Here is an 18,927-nt window from a genome sequence, read left to right as displayed (position 1 = left end):
CCGACAAAGCCCATTGCGGCCGGGACCGCAATGGGTTCGACGCGCCTAGCGGGCCAATCATCGCAGGACCATGCTCACAGTGTCAATCCTTGCTTAACATCTATGCAATCCTTTGCAACTGCGCGATGAGTGACAATCAGCCGTCGCAGTCATGACTCAAGTGATGCTTGACCGCGGCCCGACGTTCAGTGATAGCGTACGATTCGTGGCCTCACCCTCCCTCACTTTTGATCAAGGGGCACTGTGGGGTGGGAACTGGTCTCGAGGATTCTTGGGAAGGAACCGTCGTGAAGAGTTCAGGTTTGAACGTCTCGCCCTCTGCGCCGCGCTATGACACGCCCGCGATGGCCGAGCTGGCCGCCTGGGTCGAGGAGATCCGCACCCTCACTCAGCCCGCGAACGTGCACTGGGTCGACGGCTCACGGGCCGAGAACGACTGGCTGCTGCGCGGGCTCGTCGACGAGGGCAAGATCATCAAGCTCAACCCCGAGTGGCGCCCCGGTTCCTACCTCGCCCGCTCGCACCCCGGCGACGTCGCCCGCACCGAGGGGCGCACCTTCATCGCCTCCGAGCGTGAAGAGGATGCCGGACCCACGAACAACTGGGCGGATCCGGCCGAGATGCGCCAGAAGATGACCGGCCTCTTCGAGGGCTCGATGCGCGGTCGCACGATGTACGTCGTCCCGTTCTCGATGGGCCCGGTCGGCGGCCCGCTCTCGCACATCGGCGTCCAGATCACCGACAGCGCCTACGCTGTGGCATCCATCGGCATCATGACCAGGGTCGGCGACGCCGTCACCCGCCGGATCGCCGAGGGCGCGCCCTGGGTGAAGACGGTGCACACGGTCGGCGACCCGCTCGCTGCAGGTGAGGCGGACGTGGAGTGGCCGTGCAACGACGAGAAGTACATCGTGCACTTCCCGGACTCGCTCGAGGTCTACTCCTTCGGCTCCGGATACGGCGGCAACGCGATCCTTGCGAAGAAGTGCTTCGCCCTCCGCATCGCGTCGGTGATCGCGCGTGATGAGGGCTGGCTCGCCGAGCACATGCTGCTCATCCGGGTGATCGACCCGCAGGGCAAGGCGTACCACGTCGCGGCGGCGTTCCCCTCTGCCTGTGGTAAGACGAACCTCGCGATGCTGCGCCCGACGATCCCGGGCTGGAAGGTCGAGACGCTCGGCGACGACATCGCCTGGATCCGCCCCGGCGACGACGGACGGATGTGGGCGATCAACCCGGAGGCCGGTTTCTTCGGCGTCGCGCCGGGCACCGGCGAGTCCACGAACGTCACCGCCGTCGAGACGCTGTGGGGAAACACCATCTTCACCAACGTCGCACTCCGCCCCGACGGCGACGTCTGGTGGGAGGGCCTCACCGACGAGGCACCGGCCGAGCTCATCGACTGGGAGGGCAACCCCTGGACGCCCGATTCCGGTCGTCCGGCGGCGCATCCGAACTCCCGGTTCACGGTCTCGGCCGCCCAGTGCCCGCAGATCGCCGAGGACTGGGAGCAGGCGGTTCCGCTCGATGTGATCCTGTTCGGGGGGCGTCGTGCGACCAACGTCCCGCTGGTGGTCGAGGCGACCGACTGGACGCATGGTGTCTTCCTCGGATCCACCATCTCCTCCGAGCGCACGGCCGCGGCCGAGGGCACGCTCGGCGAGCTGCGCCGCGATCCCTTCGCGATGCTGCCGTTCTGCGGCTACAACATGGGCGACTACTTCGCGCACTGGCTCAAGGTCGGCCGCAGCCTGCGCTTCGACCGGGCGCCGCGGATCTTCCAGGTCAACTGGTTCCGCCGCGGCTCCGACGGCCGGTTCCTGTGGCCCGGATTCGGCGACAACTCGCGCGTCATCGACTGGATCATCCGCCGCGTCGCCGGTGAAGTGCCCGCCGTGGACAGCCCCATCGGCCGCCTGCCGCGCGTCGAGGACCTCAATCTGGACGGACTCGACATCGCCGACGCCGATCTCGAGGAGCTGTTCTCGATCGACTCCGCCGCCTGGCTCGCCGAGGCCGACCTGACCGAGGAGTTCTTCGACACCTTCGGCGACAAGCTGCCGGCAGCTCTCCGCGCCGAGCTCGCATCGCTGCGTAGCAGGCTCACCATCGCCGCCGGACGGAACCCGAGAACTCCGGAGGAGCATGAGGGCCGCGTGTTCCAAACCGTTGAGACCGTTTCCCCTGACCAGTTCAAGAGCGCCTTCCGCAATCACCCCGCAGGCTTTGCCTTAGTCACCGCGACCGAGAACGGGCAGCACATCGCTCTCACTGTCAGCTCCCTGTCCTCGCTCAGCGCCGAACCGCCGTTGCTTGTGTTCTCGGTACCCGATCTCTCCTCGAACGCACCCGTCATCCTCGAGACAGAATCCGTCGTCGTGCACATGCCCGACACAGACTCCTCCTGGCTGGCAAGGCTCGGCACCCTGAGCGGCGCAGATCGTTTCGGCGATACCGGGAAATGGTCTCTACTATCCACCGGCGAGCCTTATTTCATGGATGCATCGGTCGTGATTCGCGCCCGGGTCGTCAACCGCGTTCGCGCGGGTGCCTCAACGCTTTGCATCGCGGAGGCAACGGAGATCGTTGAGAACTCAGAATCGGGATCCGTACGACCGCACGCTCACCCCAACCGCGCGAGGCAAGAGCCGGGTGACTACCCCAGTGCCTCCGGCGTGATCTTGCCATCAGATCCGCACTCGTGGACATCGTGTTCCGCGATCACGTCACCACGCTCGCGGCCTCGCACCACGGAGGGAACAATTGATGGCATCTGGTAACGCGACGAAAGCAACAGCCAAGGGCCCGATCCCCCTCTGGGGCCTGATGGTCCTGGGCTTGACGGCCGGGTATCTCTCTGGCCTCTTCGGCGTCGGCGGCGGCATCATCGTCGTGCCCGCGTTGGTGCTCCTGGGCATCGATCAACGGCGGGCCGCAGGAAGCTCGGTCGCTGCAATCCTTCCCACTGCCATTGTCGGCGCCACCAGCTATGGCATCGCTGGTCACGTCGACTGGGTCGCTGGCGCGATCCTGGCAGCGGGGATCATCGGAGGAGCGCAGATCGGTAGTTACCTGCTGTCGCGGCTTCCCAGGTCGGTGCTGTTCTGGATCTTCATCGTGTTCATGGCGGGCGTCGTCATCAGCCTGTGGATCGTCATCCCCGACCGCGGCGACACCATCAGCATCGACGGCTGGGCCGTCGCCGGACTCGCTGCTCTCGGTGTGCTCACCGGAATCCTCTCCGGGATTCTCGGCGTGGGAGGCGGGATCATCGTCGTGCCGGCATTGATGCTGCTGTTCGGAGCGGGCGACCTCAACGCCAAGGGCACCTCGCTGCTGATGATGATCCCCGGCTCCCTATCCGGCACGATCGGAAACGTGCGTCGGAAGAACTTCGATATGCGCGTTGCCGCGACCGTGGGCATCACCGCGTGCATCGCTTCTCCGCTCGGCCTGTTGACCGCAACGAACATCACTCCCCTCGCGTCGAACATCGCCTTCTCCGTGCTGATCGTCGCAGTGACGACACAGTTGATCGTCAAACACCTCCGTGCGCGCCGGAAGACGAGCGAAGCGAGCTAGTCGCCACCGCGCGATGGTCTTCCCCTGTACACAAGGCGCAGGTCATGATGTCGGATCGCCATCGTCGCGAATGCCGATCAGCAGATTCAGACCATCGCAATCCCACTAGATCCCCACCCGCCTGGATTCGCCCTGATCGACGAAGGCACGCTCGGCGTTGCGGACGATGGCTCTGGCCTCGTGTGCGACCTCTCCTGGAAGAGCCCGCCCGGTAGCGGGCGGGCTCGGCGAACTGCATGTCCAGATCACTGTGCCTCACGAGCGGGCGAAAACTGCCCATCCCTAAGCCGACGCTCTCGCAATGATCTCGCGAGGATCCTGATCTGGTCGACCGCCGCAATCAACGGGCTGAACTGGCCCACTCTTAGAACTCCCCGATCGCTAGTCCCAAGCGAAGGTAGAGGTCAGTCACAGCCTCGTTGTTCACCCGATACTTGACCCAGACACCCTTGCGGGATCCTCCCTCTAGACTCGGCGGATCGGCGATCACCAGCCCTGCCGCCTCGAGCTCGTTAAGTCGCGGCTGGATCGTCGTCGGCCCGAGCACGAGAGCATCACAGATCGGGCCGACAGTGACGTCGGGGTTGCTGCGGAGGAACCGTAGAATCGCGGCCTTGACGAGGTTCCCGAGGAGCGCGATCGGGTCTTGGGCGTCTTCGGATCCCGCCGGCTGAGCTAGTCGTGGCATGTTCCGATTCTCTCGCACTGCCTGGCTACCGGTCCAGCGAACCATCCGATTTAGACCTGTACTTCACGCCCACACTGCTATACAGTGTGGGCATGTCCACGGCTCGCACGATCCAGATGGTGGCCTCGAAGCCCCTCCAGTTCCGTGGGCCCACTGACGAGATAGCCCCCGATATCCGGGCAGAACAGCTCGAATCCCCCACCGCCAGAAGGCCCAAGGCTGCGGGATCCACAAAGGCCGACGGCATCCGAGTTATCCACAATCTGGCCAAAAGTCGCTACATGACGGCCTACCTCGTGCGTAGAATGCCCGCACGGCAACCGTCGCGCGAGCCGTACCGTCCGTGCACGGTCGCCATCCCGGATCATCAGGGGGGTCGGCGATAGTGACGAGCGCAAACTCCGGACGGCGCGGACTGACGTGGGCCATCACCGGCGGCCTCGTCTTGGTCGCTGGCATCGTGGCGATCATCATCGGCTCCTTGCTGACACAGCGGACGCCGACGCCCACAGATCCGACCGGGGAGCCGACAACGCAGCCCACTCCACAGACGACCCCGGGTGATGACGAGGTCGTCGACCCCTCCGTCGCCGACCGCGGCTGGCGACCCGAACCGATCACGACGGACGCCGCAACGTATATTCGCGCCGCGCTCGAAGCCGCATCCTCCTTCGACACGACGAAGGGCGAGCGAGAAGCGTGGCTCGACTACCTCGACACCTGGTTCACGCCCGACACCCGCTTCAACTCCGAAGCCGATCAGCAGGCCGCGATGACGGATTCGCAAGGATTGATGCGTCAAGGCGTCGTGCTCCCCCAGCAGGACTGGGACTCGCTCGCGAACGAAGACGGCCGGGTCGTTGCCGCCACGACTGGCGATATCGCCTTCGTGCCGGTCAGTGATGACGCGTCTGGCGACATGTCGATCGGGACCGCGGACGTGACGCTGTCCTTCACGCGGTCAGATGGCGACGGCAGCGAGACGTCTTATGACGAGCAGGTGCGGGTGAGTGTCCAGGTGCTGTGCGGCGCCGGATCCGTACCGACGCCCGATAGCGCGCAGCAGTCTGGGGACTGCAAGGTGGTGCGTTACTTCACGGAGCCGTTGGAGCCCTGACATGGGTGTCCCCGCCGTCGCCGCCGCAGCCCTCAATACGAGGACTGGCCGGCGGATCCTTGGCGGAGCGATCCTGGTCATCCTGCTCGCTGTGGCATTCGCGCTGACTCCGCTGATCGCGATCCCGTTCGCTGTCGCAGGGAGCGCCGCGGGCATCGTTGAACCCGGCGCCAATCCTCCGGCAGCGAGCGGCGACTGGGGGTACCCGCTCGCTGGCGAATACACCAAGGGCCGCGGGTTCGGATACGACCCGGTGGACGGATGCAGCTACTGCTCCACGAACCACAAGGGCTATGACATGGCTCAGGGCTGCGGCTCGACGATCTTCGCCGCTGGGCCCGGGGAAGTGATCACGGCGGGGTCGTACTACGGCTGGGGAAACACCGTCCGCATCGATCACGGCGACTCGCTGGTCACGCTGTACGGCCACATGCAATGGGAATCGATCCGTGTTGTCGAAGGGCAGCAGATCACGGCAGGCACACCTCTGGGTGCGGAAGGCGACACCGGCGCGTCGTTCGGATGCCATCTGCATTTCGAAGTTCAGAAGTCCGGAACTCCGGTAGATCCGGAGCCGTTCATGGCCGCTCTCGGCCTTCCCCTGAAATAGGGCCCGCGCAGGCCCCCACCGCAAGGAGCAGATCCCCATGTTCACGAACACCATCCCTGGCGAGGTCGACGTCCCCGATATCCAACCGGACTTCTCTGCCCCGTTCTTCCAAGGGTTCCAAGTCATCGCGTCGTACATCCTCGCGGGCGCGATGCTCGTCGTCCTGATCATGCTGATCATCGCCGGCGCTGCCCTCGCCTTCCGCGGCCTTGCCTCCGATCGCGTGCGCACCTGGGCGGGCGAGAACATCCTCTGGATCTTCATAGCCGCCGCCGTCCTCGGTGCGGCATCCGGCCTGTTCGCCTGGTTCGTGAATTTCGACTTCGGGTTCTGATGAACATGCTGCGCGTGCTCCGGTTCGGCGTCACCGTCGGGATCGCGCTGGTGCTCGCCTCGGGCAGCGCGGCCCAGGCCAGCACCCCTGCGGATGCCGCCAATACCCCGCCCATGTCGGCATCCGTCGGTGGCGAACCCTGGTCCGCTCCCGCGTTCGATGTCGATTGCCAGAGCTCGAGCGGGCAGGTCAACTGCACCCCGAATGACACACAGCAGGTCACGGCCCAGCAGTGTTTCGTCGGGGTCTCGTTCGGCGGTGAGCGCGCCATGGTCTGCACGACCTACGAAGGACACGTCAAGGCCATTCAGGCCGACGGCGGCACTCCCCTGCTGGTGAAGTACGGCTGCAGCCTCGGGGATGCCGTCTGCCTCACGTTTGAGAACGCGGGTCGTGGCATGGCGATCGCGGCGACGGCGATCATGTTCCTCGTCGCGGATGCCATGCGCTTCGACACCAGCACTTTGCTGTGGGCCGCGGCGGTCGGCGAGTGGTCGTTCTGGCAGTGGGCGATCCTGATCATCACCTTCGGCGCGATGGTCTGGGCCGTCGCCGCTGCCGTCGTCTCCGGTGATCGCGAGGAGCTCGTGGGCGCTCTGGTGCGGTCGTTCATCGCGGTCCCCGCGGTGCCGATCACGCTGTGGCTGACGGGCCACCTGTTGAACGCGATCGACGACATGACCTGGTACATCATGAACCGCGACGGTCCGCTTGCGCTGTTCTCGACGCTGCAGTCGGTGATGTGGGCCGGCGGGCAGGCGAATTACTTCTTCGCCTTCCTGATCCACGGTCTCCTCATGCTCGGGATGCTGCTGCTGATGCTCGTGTTCACGTTCCGCAACATCGTGCTCGCCGCGCTCATCATGGTCGGACCGGTGGCGTGGATGCTGTTCCCGGTGCGCGGTGTCGGTCCGCAATGGGTCGTCCGCTACTCCTCGGCTGTGATGGTCCTGTTGCTGACCGGTCCCCTCACGATCGGGTTCGTCACGCTTATCATCAACGGGCTCGCGAGCGTGAAGACGATCTGGAATCCGCAGTCCTGGCCGCTGCTGGTCGGACTCGTCCTCGTCGCATTCGCACCTTTCGCGATCTTCGGGCTGTTCAGCTTCGTCGGCGCGGTTGCCGCCGACGGCGTCGGCTCTCGCCTCGGATCTCACGGCGGGCGCATGGCCGGGAACGCAGGGCGCACGGCCGCGCGTATCCCGACTCGGCTCGGCGGTCTCCCCTCCGGTATCCACTCGCCGGGTGGCGGTCCCAAGAGCACCGGCCCGATGTCGAAGACCGGCGCCAGGTCGGGTGCGCTCCGCCGTGCATCCACACCGACTCGGAATCGCACGGCCACGACGTCCGGCGGATCCCACTCCGGCGGTCCCACCGCATCAACACCGCGTCCCTCGCCGCAAGCTTCGCCGCAGGCACCGCCGAAAGCATCACCGCAAGCTCAGAAACCGCAGGCTGAGGGGAGCCCATCATGACCATCAACAGCGACTACGCACGTCCGGTGCGGTTGCCGCGTCGGTCGAGGCAGGGCGTCGTGATGGGGATGGATCCCTGGCAGCTGACTTTCCTCGCCATCGCGGCGCTCGTTCTGCTGCTCTTCGTGAACCGATTCGGGCCGCTCGGGCTGCTGTACGGCGCACCGCTGTATCTGGGGTTCGGGGTGACCGCGCTGACGAGCCTCCGTGGGGTCTCCACCCCTCGGATGGCGGCATTGTGGATGATGAAGAAGCTCCGTAGCCGTACCGGGGCGACGACGCACACGTTCCGCCCCGAGCGCCCCGAACTTGCTGGCACGCTGAACCTTCCCGGCATCCGTGCGTCGCTGCAGCTGTGGGATGTGAACGGTCTCGCTGCCGTCTACAACCCGCACGACCGGTCCGTGTCGGTCGTCGCGGAACTCGAAGTGCAGGGCTTCCTGATGCACGACCTCCCCGAACGGTTCGACCTCGCGGAGCAGTTCGACCGGGTCCTCGGACCATTCACCCAGCGCCCCGGAATGAAGCGGGTGACCCTGCAAGAGCGCACCCTGCCGACCACGATCCGCGCCGCCCGCGACCACTACGACACCGTCCGCCGAGTCAGGAACATCGCCGCAGATTCGCCGGTCGCCCGCAATTACCAGGAGGTGATGGATCAGTCGGAGCGGTTCGAGGTCGCGCATCGCAACTACGTCATCCTCACCCTCGACCTGGTCGCGCTCGGGTCGCAGTTGAAGGCGCTCGGCGGCGGGAAGGACGCGATCCTCGCTCTCGCGCAGATCGAATCCGGCAACCTCGCCGACGCGCTGACCGCTGCGAAGATCACCGTCCGCCGCTGGTTGACAGTTCGTGATGTCGCAGCCCTCGGCCGGCTGGCGTTCGATCCGGAGTTCGCGCCGATCGTGCAGAACCGTCCCGATCAGCTCGCCGGGGTCGATCCGGTCGCGATCGGCCCGATGTTCCTCGATGAGCCGAAGGGACGCAACGGGATCGTCGTTACCGACTCCGGCGTGCACACGACCATGTGGGTGCACGAGTGGCCGCGCTCCGATTCTCCCGTCGGGTTCCTTTCCCCCGTCGTGTTCGCCCGGCATCCGAACACGGGTGAGGCGATCACGCACATCCTCTCCATCGTGCTGACCCCGGTTCCGGTGTCCAAAGCGTTGAAGCGGATCCGTGACGAGAAGAAGGTGTGGCGTGGCAACGAGTCGCTCCGCGCGAAGCGCGGGGCGGACGGATCGGCGGCGGATGCTGCGGATTGGCGTGCCCTGGAGCAGCAGGAACAGGAAATTGCGAACGGGCACGGCGAGTTCCAGTACGGCGCTTACCTCACCATCACCGCATCCGACGAGGAGCGCCTCGACCAGGCCGTAGCGGGGATGCGCAACGCCCTGTCCCGCGCCGGAATGGAGGCGCAGATCCTGTACTGCCAGCAGGCCGAGGCGCTGATGGTGAACGCGATCCCGGTCGGATTGGGGATGAAGTGATGACCCGCCACGCCGCCACCTTCACCCCGACCGGCCTCACCCGACGGCAGAAGCGCGAGCTGCGACGTCAGGTCGCGCAAGAGCAGCGAGAGGCGACGCCCGCTCGCACGACACGTCATGACCGTTCTCTTCCCGAGGCACCGGTGCGCGGGCCGTTCGGCCCCGGCTTCGTTCAGGGCGGGTACTGGAATCTGGCGAAGGCGGTGGTCCCGGCGCATCAGGCGACCTCGCAGCACATCGCCGGGATCTACCCGTTCGTCGCCGACTCCGGGCTCGGACACCGCGGCCCCATCCTGGGCGTCGACCTGAACGCCGACGCGCTGTGGCACTTCTCCCCGTGGGAGGCGTACGTCGACGACACCGAGCGCGGCACGTTCTCCACGAACATCCTCGTACTCGGGGCATACCGGGGCGGGAAGTCCGCGACGGTGAAGACCCTCGTCACGCGGTCGATCGCGTTCGGGCACCAGGTTGTCGTTCCCTCGGACCCCAAGGGCGAGTGGGTCGCGGTCGCGGAGGCGATCCCGAGCGGGCAGGTGATCCGCCTCGGCGGCGGCACCGGCACCCGCCTCAATCCGCTCGACCGCGGCCCGCGTCGCACCGACACGACGGATGAGCAGCACGAGCAGATGGTCAAGCAACGTCGCATCGGCACCCTGATCTCGCTGATCGAGTTGACGCTCGGCAACCGCCTTACCGCGGTCGAGCACGCCGCGATCCTCGACGCACTGGAGCGGTGCATCGCGCACACCGATGACCGGCCGACGCTCCGCGGTGTCTACCAGGAGCTCGGCACCATCGCTGAAGAGTCCGATGCCGCGTTCCGTGCGTCCGACGGCGCCATTCAGCCTCTGTTCGTGCTGCGCCGATTCGTTGACGGCGACCTGTCCGGGCTCTTCGAAGACGAGTCCACGGTCGAGTTCGACCAGGACGCGCCGATCGTCGTCACCGACACCAGTGAGCTGTTCGCCCGCGGTGACCTCGCCGCCCAGCTCACGCAGGTGTGCTCGACGGCGTGGATCCAGGCGGTGATCAGCGACCGGGCCGCGCACCGCACCCGCTACGTGGTCCGCGAGGAAGGATGGCGCGACATGACCTCGCTGGCGTCGTTGCAGATGTTCCAGCAGTGGCTCAAGCTGTCCCGCCATTACGGGATCAGCAACATCGTGATCCTGCACAAGATGGGCGACCTGGATGCTGTCGGCGACGCCGACTCGATGGAACGCTCCCTCGCCTACTCGATCGTCGGCGACATCGAGAACAAGTTCATCTTCCGCGTCAACCACCAAGAGCAGACTGCCCTCCGCCAGCGGTTGAACCTTCCAGCTCCGCACGTGGAGATGGCTAGGCAACTGCGGAAGGGCGAGTTCCTCGCCTACGTGGGCCAGTTCTCCTACCTCGTCGACTGTTTCGCCACCAGCACCGACTGGGAATACGAACTGTTCGCCACCGACGACGCCGTCTCCGCCGCCGACCACGACGACGCCCTCCGAATCCTGGACGCCGAGGCCCTCGACGCCTACTGGCCCAGTGGCCCTGACACCAGCCTCGGCGGCTGGGTCATCCCCGAATCCCGCGATCTCACACTCGATCTCACCTAGGAGCACTGACCATGAGCATCGTCACCCATCCCCGCACCTACGCGACCGTCACCGGGCCGCAGGCGACCTTCATCACCCTCGAGGGCAGCACCGAACCCGTCACACCGACCGGTGAGGAGGACATCCGCCACGCGGTCGTCCGCCGCGCCACCGAAGAGGCCCGCCGCACCGGCACCCCGGTCGAACTCATCACCGCCGGCGACCGCGGCTCCCACCACCTCCTCGTCGGCACCGATGGCACATTCACGGCGATCACGCCGGACGCGACAGCTTCCCCAACCGGTCCCGTCCCCGACATCGCGGACGCGTCGACGAGCGGAGAGGAGCTTACGGTACCGACCCCGCAGCCCGATGCCGTTGACGCCATGTCGGCTGCGGAGTCTCCCCGTCCGACCTTCCTCACCCCCGTTGCAGAGGCCGCCTCCCGACCCACCGGGTGGCGTGGTGCCCTCGCCGGCATCGGGATCAACATCCGGCCGTCGAATGCCGACCGTCGGCGGGCCGACTGGGTCGCGGCCGTATCGATGCACTGGGCCGGATGCCGCACGATCGCCGTCGCAAACGGCAAAGGCGGCGTAGGCAAGACGATGACCTGCGCGATGCTCGCCGCCGTGTACGCCCGTGAAGGCGGCGGGAACGTGCTCGCCTGGGACAACAACGACACCCGCGGCACCCTCGGTTGGCGCACCGAACAAGGCCTCTACGACACCACCCTCCGCGACCTGGTGCCCGCTGCCCCCGGGCTACTCGAGCTGAGCGCCGGGGTGTCGGACATCACGCGGTTCGTGCATCACCAGGCGACCGACCGGTACGACGTGCTGCGTTCGAACCCGGAGCTTCTCGCCACGGATCAGCGCATCGCCGCCTCCGAGTTCAACCTGCTGATGCGCGTCGCCGCCCGCTATTTCCGCCTCGTGGTATTTGACTCCGGTAACGACGAATCCGCTGATCGGTGGCTGCGGATGATCGACAGCTCCTCCCAGCTCGTGATCCCCACCCTTGCCACCCCGGAATCCGCCGAATCCGCCGCACTGCTCCTGGACGCGCTCCGCGGCCGCGACGAACGCTCCGCCGACCTCGCCGACCGGGCGGTCGTCATTGTCACCCAATCCGAGCCGGCGGAACGGACGGCACGGCGCATCGCCGAGGGGTTCCGTCCGCTCGTCCGCGCCGTCGAGATCATCCCCTTCGACCGCGCGCTGAAAGCCGGACCGCTGCGGTTCGATGCGTTACACCGCCGTACCCGCGACGCCTGGCTGAGCGCCGCCGCATCTGTCGCCGGGGCGCTCTGAGGAGCCGGCGTCATGAATCAGGGACTGCTCGGGAAAGGAGTCACGGTGCTCATCGGCGCCGCGGTCATCCTCGCGCTCGTGTTCGGGTTCATCGCGGAGGCCGTCACCCGCCTTATCTGCGGTGCACGACCTACCGCTGGCAACCTGTTCGCAGGGCTCGGGCTTGCGATCACCGGCGACCCGGCTGGCTACACCGCGCCCGCCGGATGCGCCCTACCCATCACAGGGATCCGCATTGCCGACCTCGCCGCTGTCCTGCTGATTGCCAGCGCGACCGTGTGGGTGCTGGTCGCGGTAGGTCGGTACCGGGAGTCGGACCGCGCGTTCATCACCGACTTGCGGACCCGGCCGGGGTTCGCGACGAGTTCCGAGATCCGCGAGCACCTGTCCGCCCGCGCCGTCCTCCGCCGCGCACGCCAACTCCGGCCGGATCTCGCCAAGCCCACCGCTACCGACGTCGGCTGGCGCGTTGGGCGCTCCCGCCAGCAGGATGTCTACGTCTCGATCGAGGATTCCGTGGCGCTCGAAGGGCCGCCGCGGTCGGGCAAGGGGTATCGCGTCTTGGTCTCCGCGATCGTCGACTGGTCCGGTCCGTTGATCACCACCTCGACCACCAACGACAACCTGACCGCGACGATGCGGACCCGGCAGGCTCGCGGCGACGTGCACGTGTTCGACCCGCAAGGGCTCTCCGGCATCCGGCATCCGCTCCGCGTCTCCCCCATCGCAGGCTGCGAGGATCCGCTGGTGGCGATGCAACGCGGCACCGCGATCATCACCGGCACCGCGCTCGGCGCGTCGACAACCAACGGGGAGTGGGCGCAGGCATCCGGTGTCATACTCGGCAGACTCCTGCACGCCGCAGCCGTGGGCCGGAAGACGATCGCCGAACTCTACGACTGGGGATCCAGCCCTGCACTCACCCGCGACGCCGTCGACATCCTCAAGCGCGACGGCGCCCCAGGTTGGGGCGACAGCCTCGACGCGACCATCAACGGCGACGAAAAGCTCGTCTCCTCGATCTGGTTCGGAGTACAGGGCGCCGTCGCACCGCTCGCCGTCCCGCAGATCCGCGACGCCCTGATGCCCCGACCGGGTGATCCCACGCTCGACCCGCGGGAGTTCCTGGATGCCGCGAACACCCTCTACCTGATCGGGTCCTCGTCAGGCGCCTCAGCGATGGGCGGATGGCTCGGGGCGCTGCTCGACGACATCGTCGAGGTCGCCCGCACCACCGCGCTCGCCTCCCCGGGGTCCCGGCTTGCGCACCCGCTCGGGCTGATCCTCGACGAGATCGCGAACATGTTCCGGTGGGGCAACCTGCCCCGGATCATGGCCGACGGCGGGGGTCGTGGCATCTGCACCTTCATCGTCCTGCAGGCTCTCTCCCAAGCCGAGACCTCCTGGTCGCGGGCGGAGGCTGACACCATCTGGGCCGCGGCGACCGCGAAAGTGCTCTTGGGCGGCGCCAGCCACGTCGGCCACCTCCGCGACATCGAGTCACTGCTGGGCACGCGCGACACGCAGCGCACACAACGTTCGTGGTCAACCAGGGATGCCGGGCACTCCGCGAGCGAGCAGCACGAGCGCCGCCCGCTGATGTCGGTCGACGAGATCCGCCGACTCCCACCAACGACGGGGCTGCTCGCGTACCGCAACCGGCGCAGCGTGCTCCTTGACCTCGCCGGCTGGGACGAACGTCGCGACGCGGCGAGCATTCAATCCGGGAAACGCCAGACCGAGGTCGAACAGCGCGACGTGTTCGACGCCGCGTCCCGCGCGACTCAGCCCGCCGCACAACCATCCTCCCGTGACGTTGCCTCGACGGAGGCGGCTCCGGCCGAGGCGGTGAACGACGAATGAGCAATCGTCGCCGTCCCGGGCTGCTGAACATCTACCGGTCTGAGTTCCTGCACTCACCGGTCTGGTTCGCGAGGCGCGACCGCTGGTTCACCGAAGAGGCGTCGTTCGGTCGGGTGCTGGCGTGCGCGGGCTGCGGGCGTGCTGCGAGCAAGGCGCAGCTCGAGCTGCACCACCTCGACTACGTCGGCGTGGTCCTCGATCAGGGGCGATGGCAGGCGCTCGAAACGCACGAAGACCTCGTGCCGATGCATCCGTACTGCCACGATCTGCTCCACCGTCTCCTGGACCGCGATGCCGTCCTCTCCCGGAATCGCACCCGCCGCGCAGCATCCGACCTCGCGCTCGAACGACTCCGCCGCAAGCTGCAACCCGCCGAAGGAGCCTCGTCATGACCCGCTACGAAGAACCGCCCGACCTCGACGACCTCCTCGCTGCCGAGCTGAGCGACTTCGAACCCGACATCCGCCACGCCAGCTCCGTGCCGCTCGGCGCGCACGTCGTGAACTGGCGCACCCTCACCGACGCCGATGCGCGCGAAGCATGGGACGAGCTGCGGGCATGGGTCGAGTGGTTCTCGCTTCGCTATCGGGTCTCCGAATCGGTCGTCCCAGCGTGCTGGTTCAAGCACGGGCAACTCGTCGAGGAACTCTCCGCACTGCATATAGCGCACACCGCTGCGTTTGATCCGTCCGATGCCGGGTTCGGGCCGATCGGATGGCACGAACGTCTCAGCCTCGCAATCCCCCGCATGAACCGTGCATACTCCGGCGGCTGCGCACGCGGGCATGATGCCGCAACGCCGCGCTCGTGGGTGATCGACGAACAGGAATGGACTGCGTGGACCAGCCAGGCCCACGCAATCGCGACGCCTGTCCAGGCGTCGCACAACAGAAAGGAAGAGAGATGACTACGAGGATCCCCGTCACCATCGAGGGCAACCTCACCGGTGACCCCGAGCACGGCACAGGAGAGTCGGGTAACGAGTACGCCCGATTCACCGTCGCCGTCAACGACCGCCGCCTCAACGAGACGACCAACCGCTGGGAAGACGCCGGCACGGTGTTCCACCGCGTCGTCGCGTTCAACCAGCAGTCGCGGCACATCGCAGACTCGCTCCACAAGGGCGACAGCGTGATCGTCGCCGGCGACCTCCGGTTCGGCACCTACACCGACAAGGAGACTGGCCAGACCCGCGAAACCCGCGACGTCGTCGCCGACAACGTCGGCGCCTCGCTGAAATTCGCCAGCGTCACCGTGGATCGCGCCCCAAAAGCTGAAAGGCCCGCAGCAGACGCTACGGGCCCGACAGCAGCACCGGCCTCGTACGCCGGAGCGGGGGTTGTCCGCTGACCTGAATCAAGAGAGCGGGACGAGAGTCAGCGTACTCTCGTCCCGCTCCTCATTGGGGCCGTTTGTCGTCGATGTGCGTGTCGACCTACGTCACCGGCTCTGGGTAAACTCACCTACCTGAGGAAAGCCTCAACGGAGTCGCGGGTTCTCACCCGAGTTGTAGATCGGTGGTGCCGGTGCGGGCCGACCTGCGGATTCCGAGGAACCGACTATCCGCCCATCGCTCACCCCTCGGCGCATAAGGGTTCTTTCGCTCCGGGACCGTTGGCGGCCCCACTCCACGGGGTACGCCCACCCGACACCGCCGCGCGGCGGCTTCGGCTAGCGTTACCGCGCACGATCTGCGGCTTCTCCGTAGTTCCCCACGCGGGATCATGAGTCGTTACCGCTCGTCACAGTCGACGCCAAGGAGAACCTCATGTCCCGAATCCATCGACCCGCCCGGCCGCGCCGTTCGCGTCGTGCCGTGCTCGCGCTCGCCTCCGTTGCGGTCGTCGGAGTCGCGCTGGCCGCGTGCGCTCCTCCCGGTTCATCCGCACCCGCCGCATCGGATCCTGCCGGTCCTGTCTCGACCCAGCTGACCAGCGAGGAGGTCACCCTGCAGATCCTGTCCAACACCGAGATGGGTGAAGCTCTGAAGACGATCGGCGAGGCGTTCACGGAGCAGCACCCGAACGTCACGTTCGATGTGGTCGCTGAGGCCAACGCGAACGTCGCGACGAATCTGTCTCGGATCCTCACCCGCGATACCCCGCCCGACGTCATCTTCATTCCCACCATCGCGCAGCCCGCGAAGGACGGCCTGCTGACGAACCTCGATCCCTACTTCGACGCCTACGGGTGGGACACCTGGTCGCAGGGCCTGCTCGACATCAACCGCGTCGGCCCCGACGGACAGCGCGGTTCCGGTCCGCTCTACGCGGTCGGGATCGGCAACAACGTCACCGGCGTCTTCTACAACAAAGAGATCGCCGAGCAGGTGGGCATGACCGAGCCGCCGAAGACGTTCGACGATATGGAAGCCGCCGCTGAAGAGGCCGTTGCGGCCGGATACCTCGGATTCTCGGTCGCTGCCAAGGATGCCGGCACGCCCCTGCTGCTGCAGCAGGTGCAGAACTCGTTCGGCAATGCTCCCGAGATCAGTGCTTGGAGCGCTCAGGAGCCCGGGGCCACGTTCGACCAGCCCGCAATGGTCGATGCGGCGGCAAAGCTGCAGGAGTGGAAGGGCAAAGGCGTTATTTCGAAGGATGCCGTGTCGGTCGACTATCCGACCATGATGGGCGACTTCCAGGCCGGCAAATCGTTGTTCGTCGCCGTGGGCGACTGGGAGGCGCAGCGCCTGGTCGCGGCCATGGGGGACAACGTGGGGTTCTTCCTCATGCCCAACCAAGACGCGGACGCCAAGCAGTACGCGATGGCGTTCCCCTCGAACCACGCCATCCCCGCCGGCGCGAAGAACAAGGATGTCGCCGCGTACTTCCTCAACTGGCTGGGAACCGACGAGGTCGGACGGCAATTGATCGTGGATACGATCGGCAGCTCGCCGGCCGGGCCGACCGACCTGCCCGCACCCGTGACCGACGTGCCACTGATCCAAGAGACCTCGGCAGCATTCGAGCAGGTGCTTCGCGAGGACGGCGCCGTGGACTCGTTCACGAACGTCAGCCAGGCATTCACGCTGTCCACCCTCAACGGACTGATGCAGTCGATGATGCTCGGCTCGAAGACGCCGCAAGACTTCGTCGACTCGGTGCAGGCCGCCTATGAGTCGGAGTTGATGAACTGATGAGCAGCCGGGGAGGACTCCTGCAACGGGGGATCAACAGACGGCGCACTCTGATGAGCTTGCTCTTCATCGCGCCCGCGGCCGCGCTCTACGGCTGGCTCGTGCTGGGCTCGTTCGCGAAGGCCGCTCAGTTCTCCCTCTACGACTGGAATGGCATCGGCACCGCCACCTTCGTGGGGCTGCAGAACTATGTCGACGTATTCTCCTCCCCGGCTCGCCTCATCTCGTTGCTGCATGCATTCGAGCTCATGGTGTTCTTCACCGGGGTGACCCTGACCCTCGGCCTTCTCGCCGCGGTGCTCACCCGCGGTGCGGCCAAGCGGCGAGGATCGGGCGTCACCCGGGCCATCCTGTTCATGCCCCAGGTGATCCCGATCGTGGCGGCTGCCATCGGATGGAGCTGGATCTACTCCCGAGAGGGGGCTGTGAACCAGATCCTCACCGCGACGGGTCTGGGGGCGGTCACCCGGCCTTGGCTCGCCGACCCCGCCACCGCGCTCATCGCCGTCGGCTTCATCGGCACCTGGGCTCTGCTGGGCCTGGTGACGTTGCTGCTGACCGCTGGCATCAGCAAGATCGATCCCGCCCTGTACGAGGCGGTCCGCATCGATGGGGCGAACCCGTTTCAGGAGCTCTTCGCCGTGACCCTTCCCGGACTGCGCCGTGAGCTCGTGGTGAGCGCGACCCTCACTGTCATCGCGGCACTCGCGGCATTCGACATCATCTACATCACAACGCAGGGCGGTCCGGAACGGGCGACGACAGTGCCCGGTATCGACATCTTCTTCATGGCCTTCGGTGAACAGAAGGTCGGCGGCGCGGCAGCCATGGGCATCGTGCTGATGGCCGTCGTGCTCGTGGTCATCCTGCCGCTCCAGCGTCTCGCAGCAAAGGACTGACCCGTGCGCATCTCCCGTACCGAACGTGTGTTCAGCGCCGTCGTCCTCGTCGCCCTGGTGCTCTTCACCCTCCTCCCCTTCGTCGCCCTCCTGTCGGTCGCCCTCTCGCCGCCGAACACGCTCCCCTCGGGGATCTCGTTCCTGCGCGAGTTGCACTGGGAGAACTTCGCGACGGCCTTCGAATTGTCGCAATTCCCGACCCTTATGGTCTCCAGTGCGACGCTGGTGTTGATCGTCGTCCCGTTGGTCGTGTTGTGTGCGACCATGGCGGCCTACTCGCTGACGTGGCTGCGCGTGCCGTTCGCGGGAGTTCTCTTCATCGTGTTCCTGCTCGGATTGACGATCCCCTTCGAGAGTCTCATCACGCCGCTGTACCTGACGATGCGTGAACTGAACCTGACCAACACGGTGTGGAGCGTCGCGCTGCCGCTCGCGGCGATCCAGATTCCCTTCGGAATCTTCTGGATGCGCGCCCACTTCCTCGGCATGCCTGCCGAGCTGGAAGAAGCCGCTCAACTCGATGGCGCCGGCCCCATCCGTACGTTCTTCCAGGTGCAGCTGCCGCTCGCCCGTCCGGCCATCTCGACGATGGTCATCCTCAGCTTCCTGTGGACGTGGAACCACTTCATCCTCACGCTGGTGATGATCGACGATCCCGCCAGGCGCACGGTGGGCGGTGCGCTCGCCGGGTTCCAGGGCGCGCAGGCCACGGACGTCGTCATGCTGTGCGCGGCCGCATTGCTGATGATGGTTCCGACTCTGCTCGTGTTCATCGTGTTCCAACGGCAGTTCACGGCGGCTCTTCTGCAAGGCTCGGTGAAAGGATGACCCTCGAGGAGG

The 18,927-nt window shown here is 66.4% G+C and carries 17 protein-coding genes and 1 pseudogene; 17 read left to right on the top strand and 1 reads right to left on the bottom strand.

The annotated features are described in order from the left end of the window. Positions 1-344 precede the first annotated feature (344 nt). The 3 genes and pseudogenes from LTA6_RS09555 to LTA6_RS09545 form a co-directional block, all read left to right on the top strand. Positions 345-2,105, top strand: a pseudogene (locus tag LTA6_RS09555) (phosphoenolpyruvate carboxykinase (GTP)); the annotation flags it as partial. 51 nt (positions 2,106-2,156) lie between these two features. Beyond that, complete coding sequence (locus tag LTA6_RS09550; RefSeq protein ID WP_341978331.1) at positions 2,157-2,780, top strand: flavin reductase family protein; 624 nt, start codon at positions 2,157-2,159, stop codon at positions 2,778-2,780. After that, positions 2,767-3,582 (top strand): sulfite exporter TauE/SafE family protein, encoded by an 816-nt coding sequence (locus LTA6_RS09545; protein WP_341977853.1) that lies wholly within the window; start codon positions 2,767-2,769, stop codon positions 3,580-3,582. Before LTA6_RS09550 ends, LTA6_RS09545 begins: the two co-directional genes overlap by 14 nt. A gap of 364 nt (positions 3,583-3,946) precedes the next feature. Here LTA6_RS09545 and LTA6_RS09540 read toward each other — a convergent pair whose 3' ends face one another. Then, positions 3,947-4,270 carry a helix-turn-helix transcriptional regulator gene (locus tag LTA6_RS09540; RefSeq protein ID WP_341977851.1) on the bottom strand — a complete coding sequence of 108 codons (324 nt, stop codon included), beginning with the start codon at positions 4,268-4,270 and terminating at the stop codon, positions 3,947-3,949. Positions 4,271-4,655: 385 nt separating this feature from the next. Between LTA6_RS09540 and LTA6_RS09535 the strand changes: the two genes are divergently transcribed. The 14 genes from LTA6_RS09535 (at position 4,656) to LTA6_RS09470 (ending at position 18,915) form a co-directional block, all read left to right on the top strand. Further along, entirely contained in the window at positions 4,656-5,387 is a 732-nt protein-coding gene (locus LTA6_RS09535) for a hypothetical protein (protein ID WP_341977849.1), read from the top strand. Position 5,388: 1 nt separating this feature from the next. Continuing rightward, on the top strand, positions 5,389-5,997 hold the full coding sequence (locus LTA6_RS09530; RefSeq protein ID WP_341977847.1) for a M23 family metallopeptidase: 609 nt from the start codon (positions 5,389-5,391) through the stop codon (positions 5,995-5,997). A 37-nt stretch (positions 5,998-6,034) separates the two neighbouring features. Then, positions 6,035-6,331: a hypothetical protein gene (locus tag LTA6_RS09525; RefSeq protein WP_341977845.1), complete on the top strand. Its 297-nt coding sequence runs from the start codon at positions 6,035-6,037 to the stop codon at positions 6,329-6,331. Next, the gene (locus LTA6_RS09520; protein ID WP_341977843.1) at positions 6,331-7,806 is read left to right on the top strand and encodes a hypothetical protein; all 1,476 of its coding nucleotides are present in this window, start codon (positions 6,331-6,333) and stop codon (positions 7,804-7,806) included. Before LTA6_RS09525 ends, LTA6_RS09520 begins: the two co-directional genes overlap by 1 nt. Beyond that, entirely contained in the window at positions 7,803-9,296 is a 1,494-nt protein-coding gene (locus tag LTA6_RS09515; protein WP_341977841.1) for an SCO6880 family protein, read from the top strand. Before LTA6_RS09520 ends, LTA6_RS09515 begins: the two co-directional genes overlap by 4 nt. Continuing rightward, on the top strand, positions 9,296-10,897 hold the full coding sequence (locus LTA6_RS09510; RefSeq protein ID WP_341977839.1) for a hypothetical protein: 1,602 nt from the start codon (positions 9,296-9,298) through the stop codon (positions 10,895-10,897). Before LTA6_RS09515 ends, LTA6_RS09510 begins: the two co-directional genes overlap by 1 nt. Before the next feature lie 11 nt (positions 10,898-10,908). Further along, complete coding sequence (locus LTA6_RS09505) at positions 10,909-12,189, top strand: ParA family protein (RefSeq protein WP_341977837.1); 1,281 nt, start codon at positions 10,909-10,911, stop codon at positions 12,187-12,189. A gap of 12 nt (positions 12,190-12,201) precedes the next feature. Then, on the top strand, positions 12,202-14,052 hold the full coding sequence (locus LTA6_RS09500; RefSeq protein WP_341977835.1) for a TraM recognition domain-containing protein: 1,851 nt from the start codon (positions 12,202-12,204) through the stop codon (positions 14,050-14,052). Further along, on the top strand, positions 14,049-14,444 hold the full coding sequence (locus LTA6_RS09495; protein WP_341977833.1) for a hypothetical protein: 396 nt from the start codon (positions 14,049-14,051) through the stop codon (positions 14,442-14,444). The genes LTA6_RS09500 and LTA6_RS09495 overlap by 4 nt, the downstream gene beginning before the upstream one ends. Beyond that, complete coding sequence (locus tag LTA6_RS09490; RefSeq protein ID WP_341977831.1) at positions 14,441-14,959, top strand: hypothetical protein; 519 nt, start codon at positions 14,441-14,443, stop codon at positions 14,957-14,959. Before LTA6_RS09495 ends, LTA6_RS09490 begins: the two co-directional genes overlap by 4 nt. Then, entirely contained in the window at positions 14,956-15,402 is a 447-nt protein-coding gene (locus LTA6_RS09485; RefSeq protein WP_341977829.1) for a single-stranded DNA-binding protein, read from the top strand. Before LTA6_RS09490 ends, LTA6_RS09485 begins: the two co-directional genes overlap by 4 nt. A 418-nt stretch (positions 15,403-15,820) precedes the next feature. Further along, positions 15,821-17,188 (top strand): extracellular solute-binding protein, encoded by a 1,368-nt coding sequence (locus LTA6_RS09480; RefSeq protein WP_341977827.1) that lies wholly within the window; start codon positions 15,821-15,823, stop codon positions 17,186-17,188. Positions 17,189-17,241: 53 nt separating this feature from the next. Further along, positions 17,242-18,087, top strand: coding sequence for a sugar ABC transporter permease (locus LTA6_RS09475; RefSeq protein WP_341977824.1), 846 nt, complete (start codon positions 17,242-17,244; stop codon positions 18,085-18,087). 3 nt (positions 18,088-18,090) lie between these two features. Beyond that, a complete protein-coding gene (locus LTA6_RS09470; protein ID WP_341977822.1) occupies positions 18,091-18,915 on the top strand; it encodes a carbohydrate ABC transporter permease in 825 nt (274 codons plus the stop codon). Positions 18,916-18,927 lie beyond the last annotated feature (12 nt).

This window comes from Microbacterium sp. LTA6 (assembly GCF_045690355.1).
In the GTDB taxonomy this organism is placed as follows: domain Bacteria; phylum Actinomycetota; class Actinomycetes; order Actinomycetales; family Microbacteriaceae; genus Microbacterium.
This window is presented reverse-complemented; position numbering and strand designations above follow the sequence as displayed.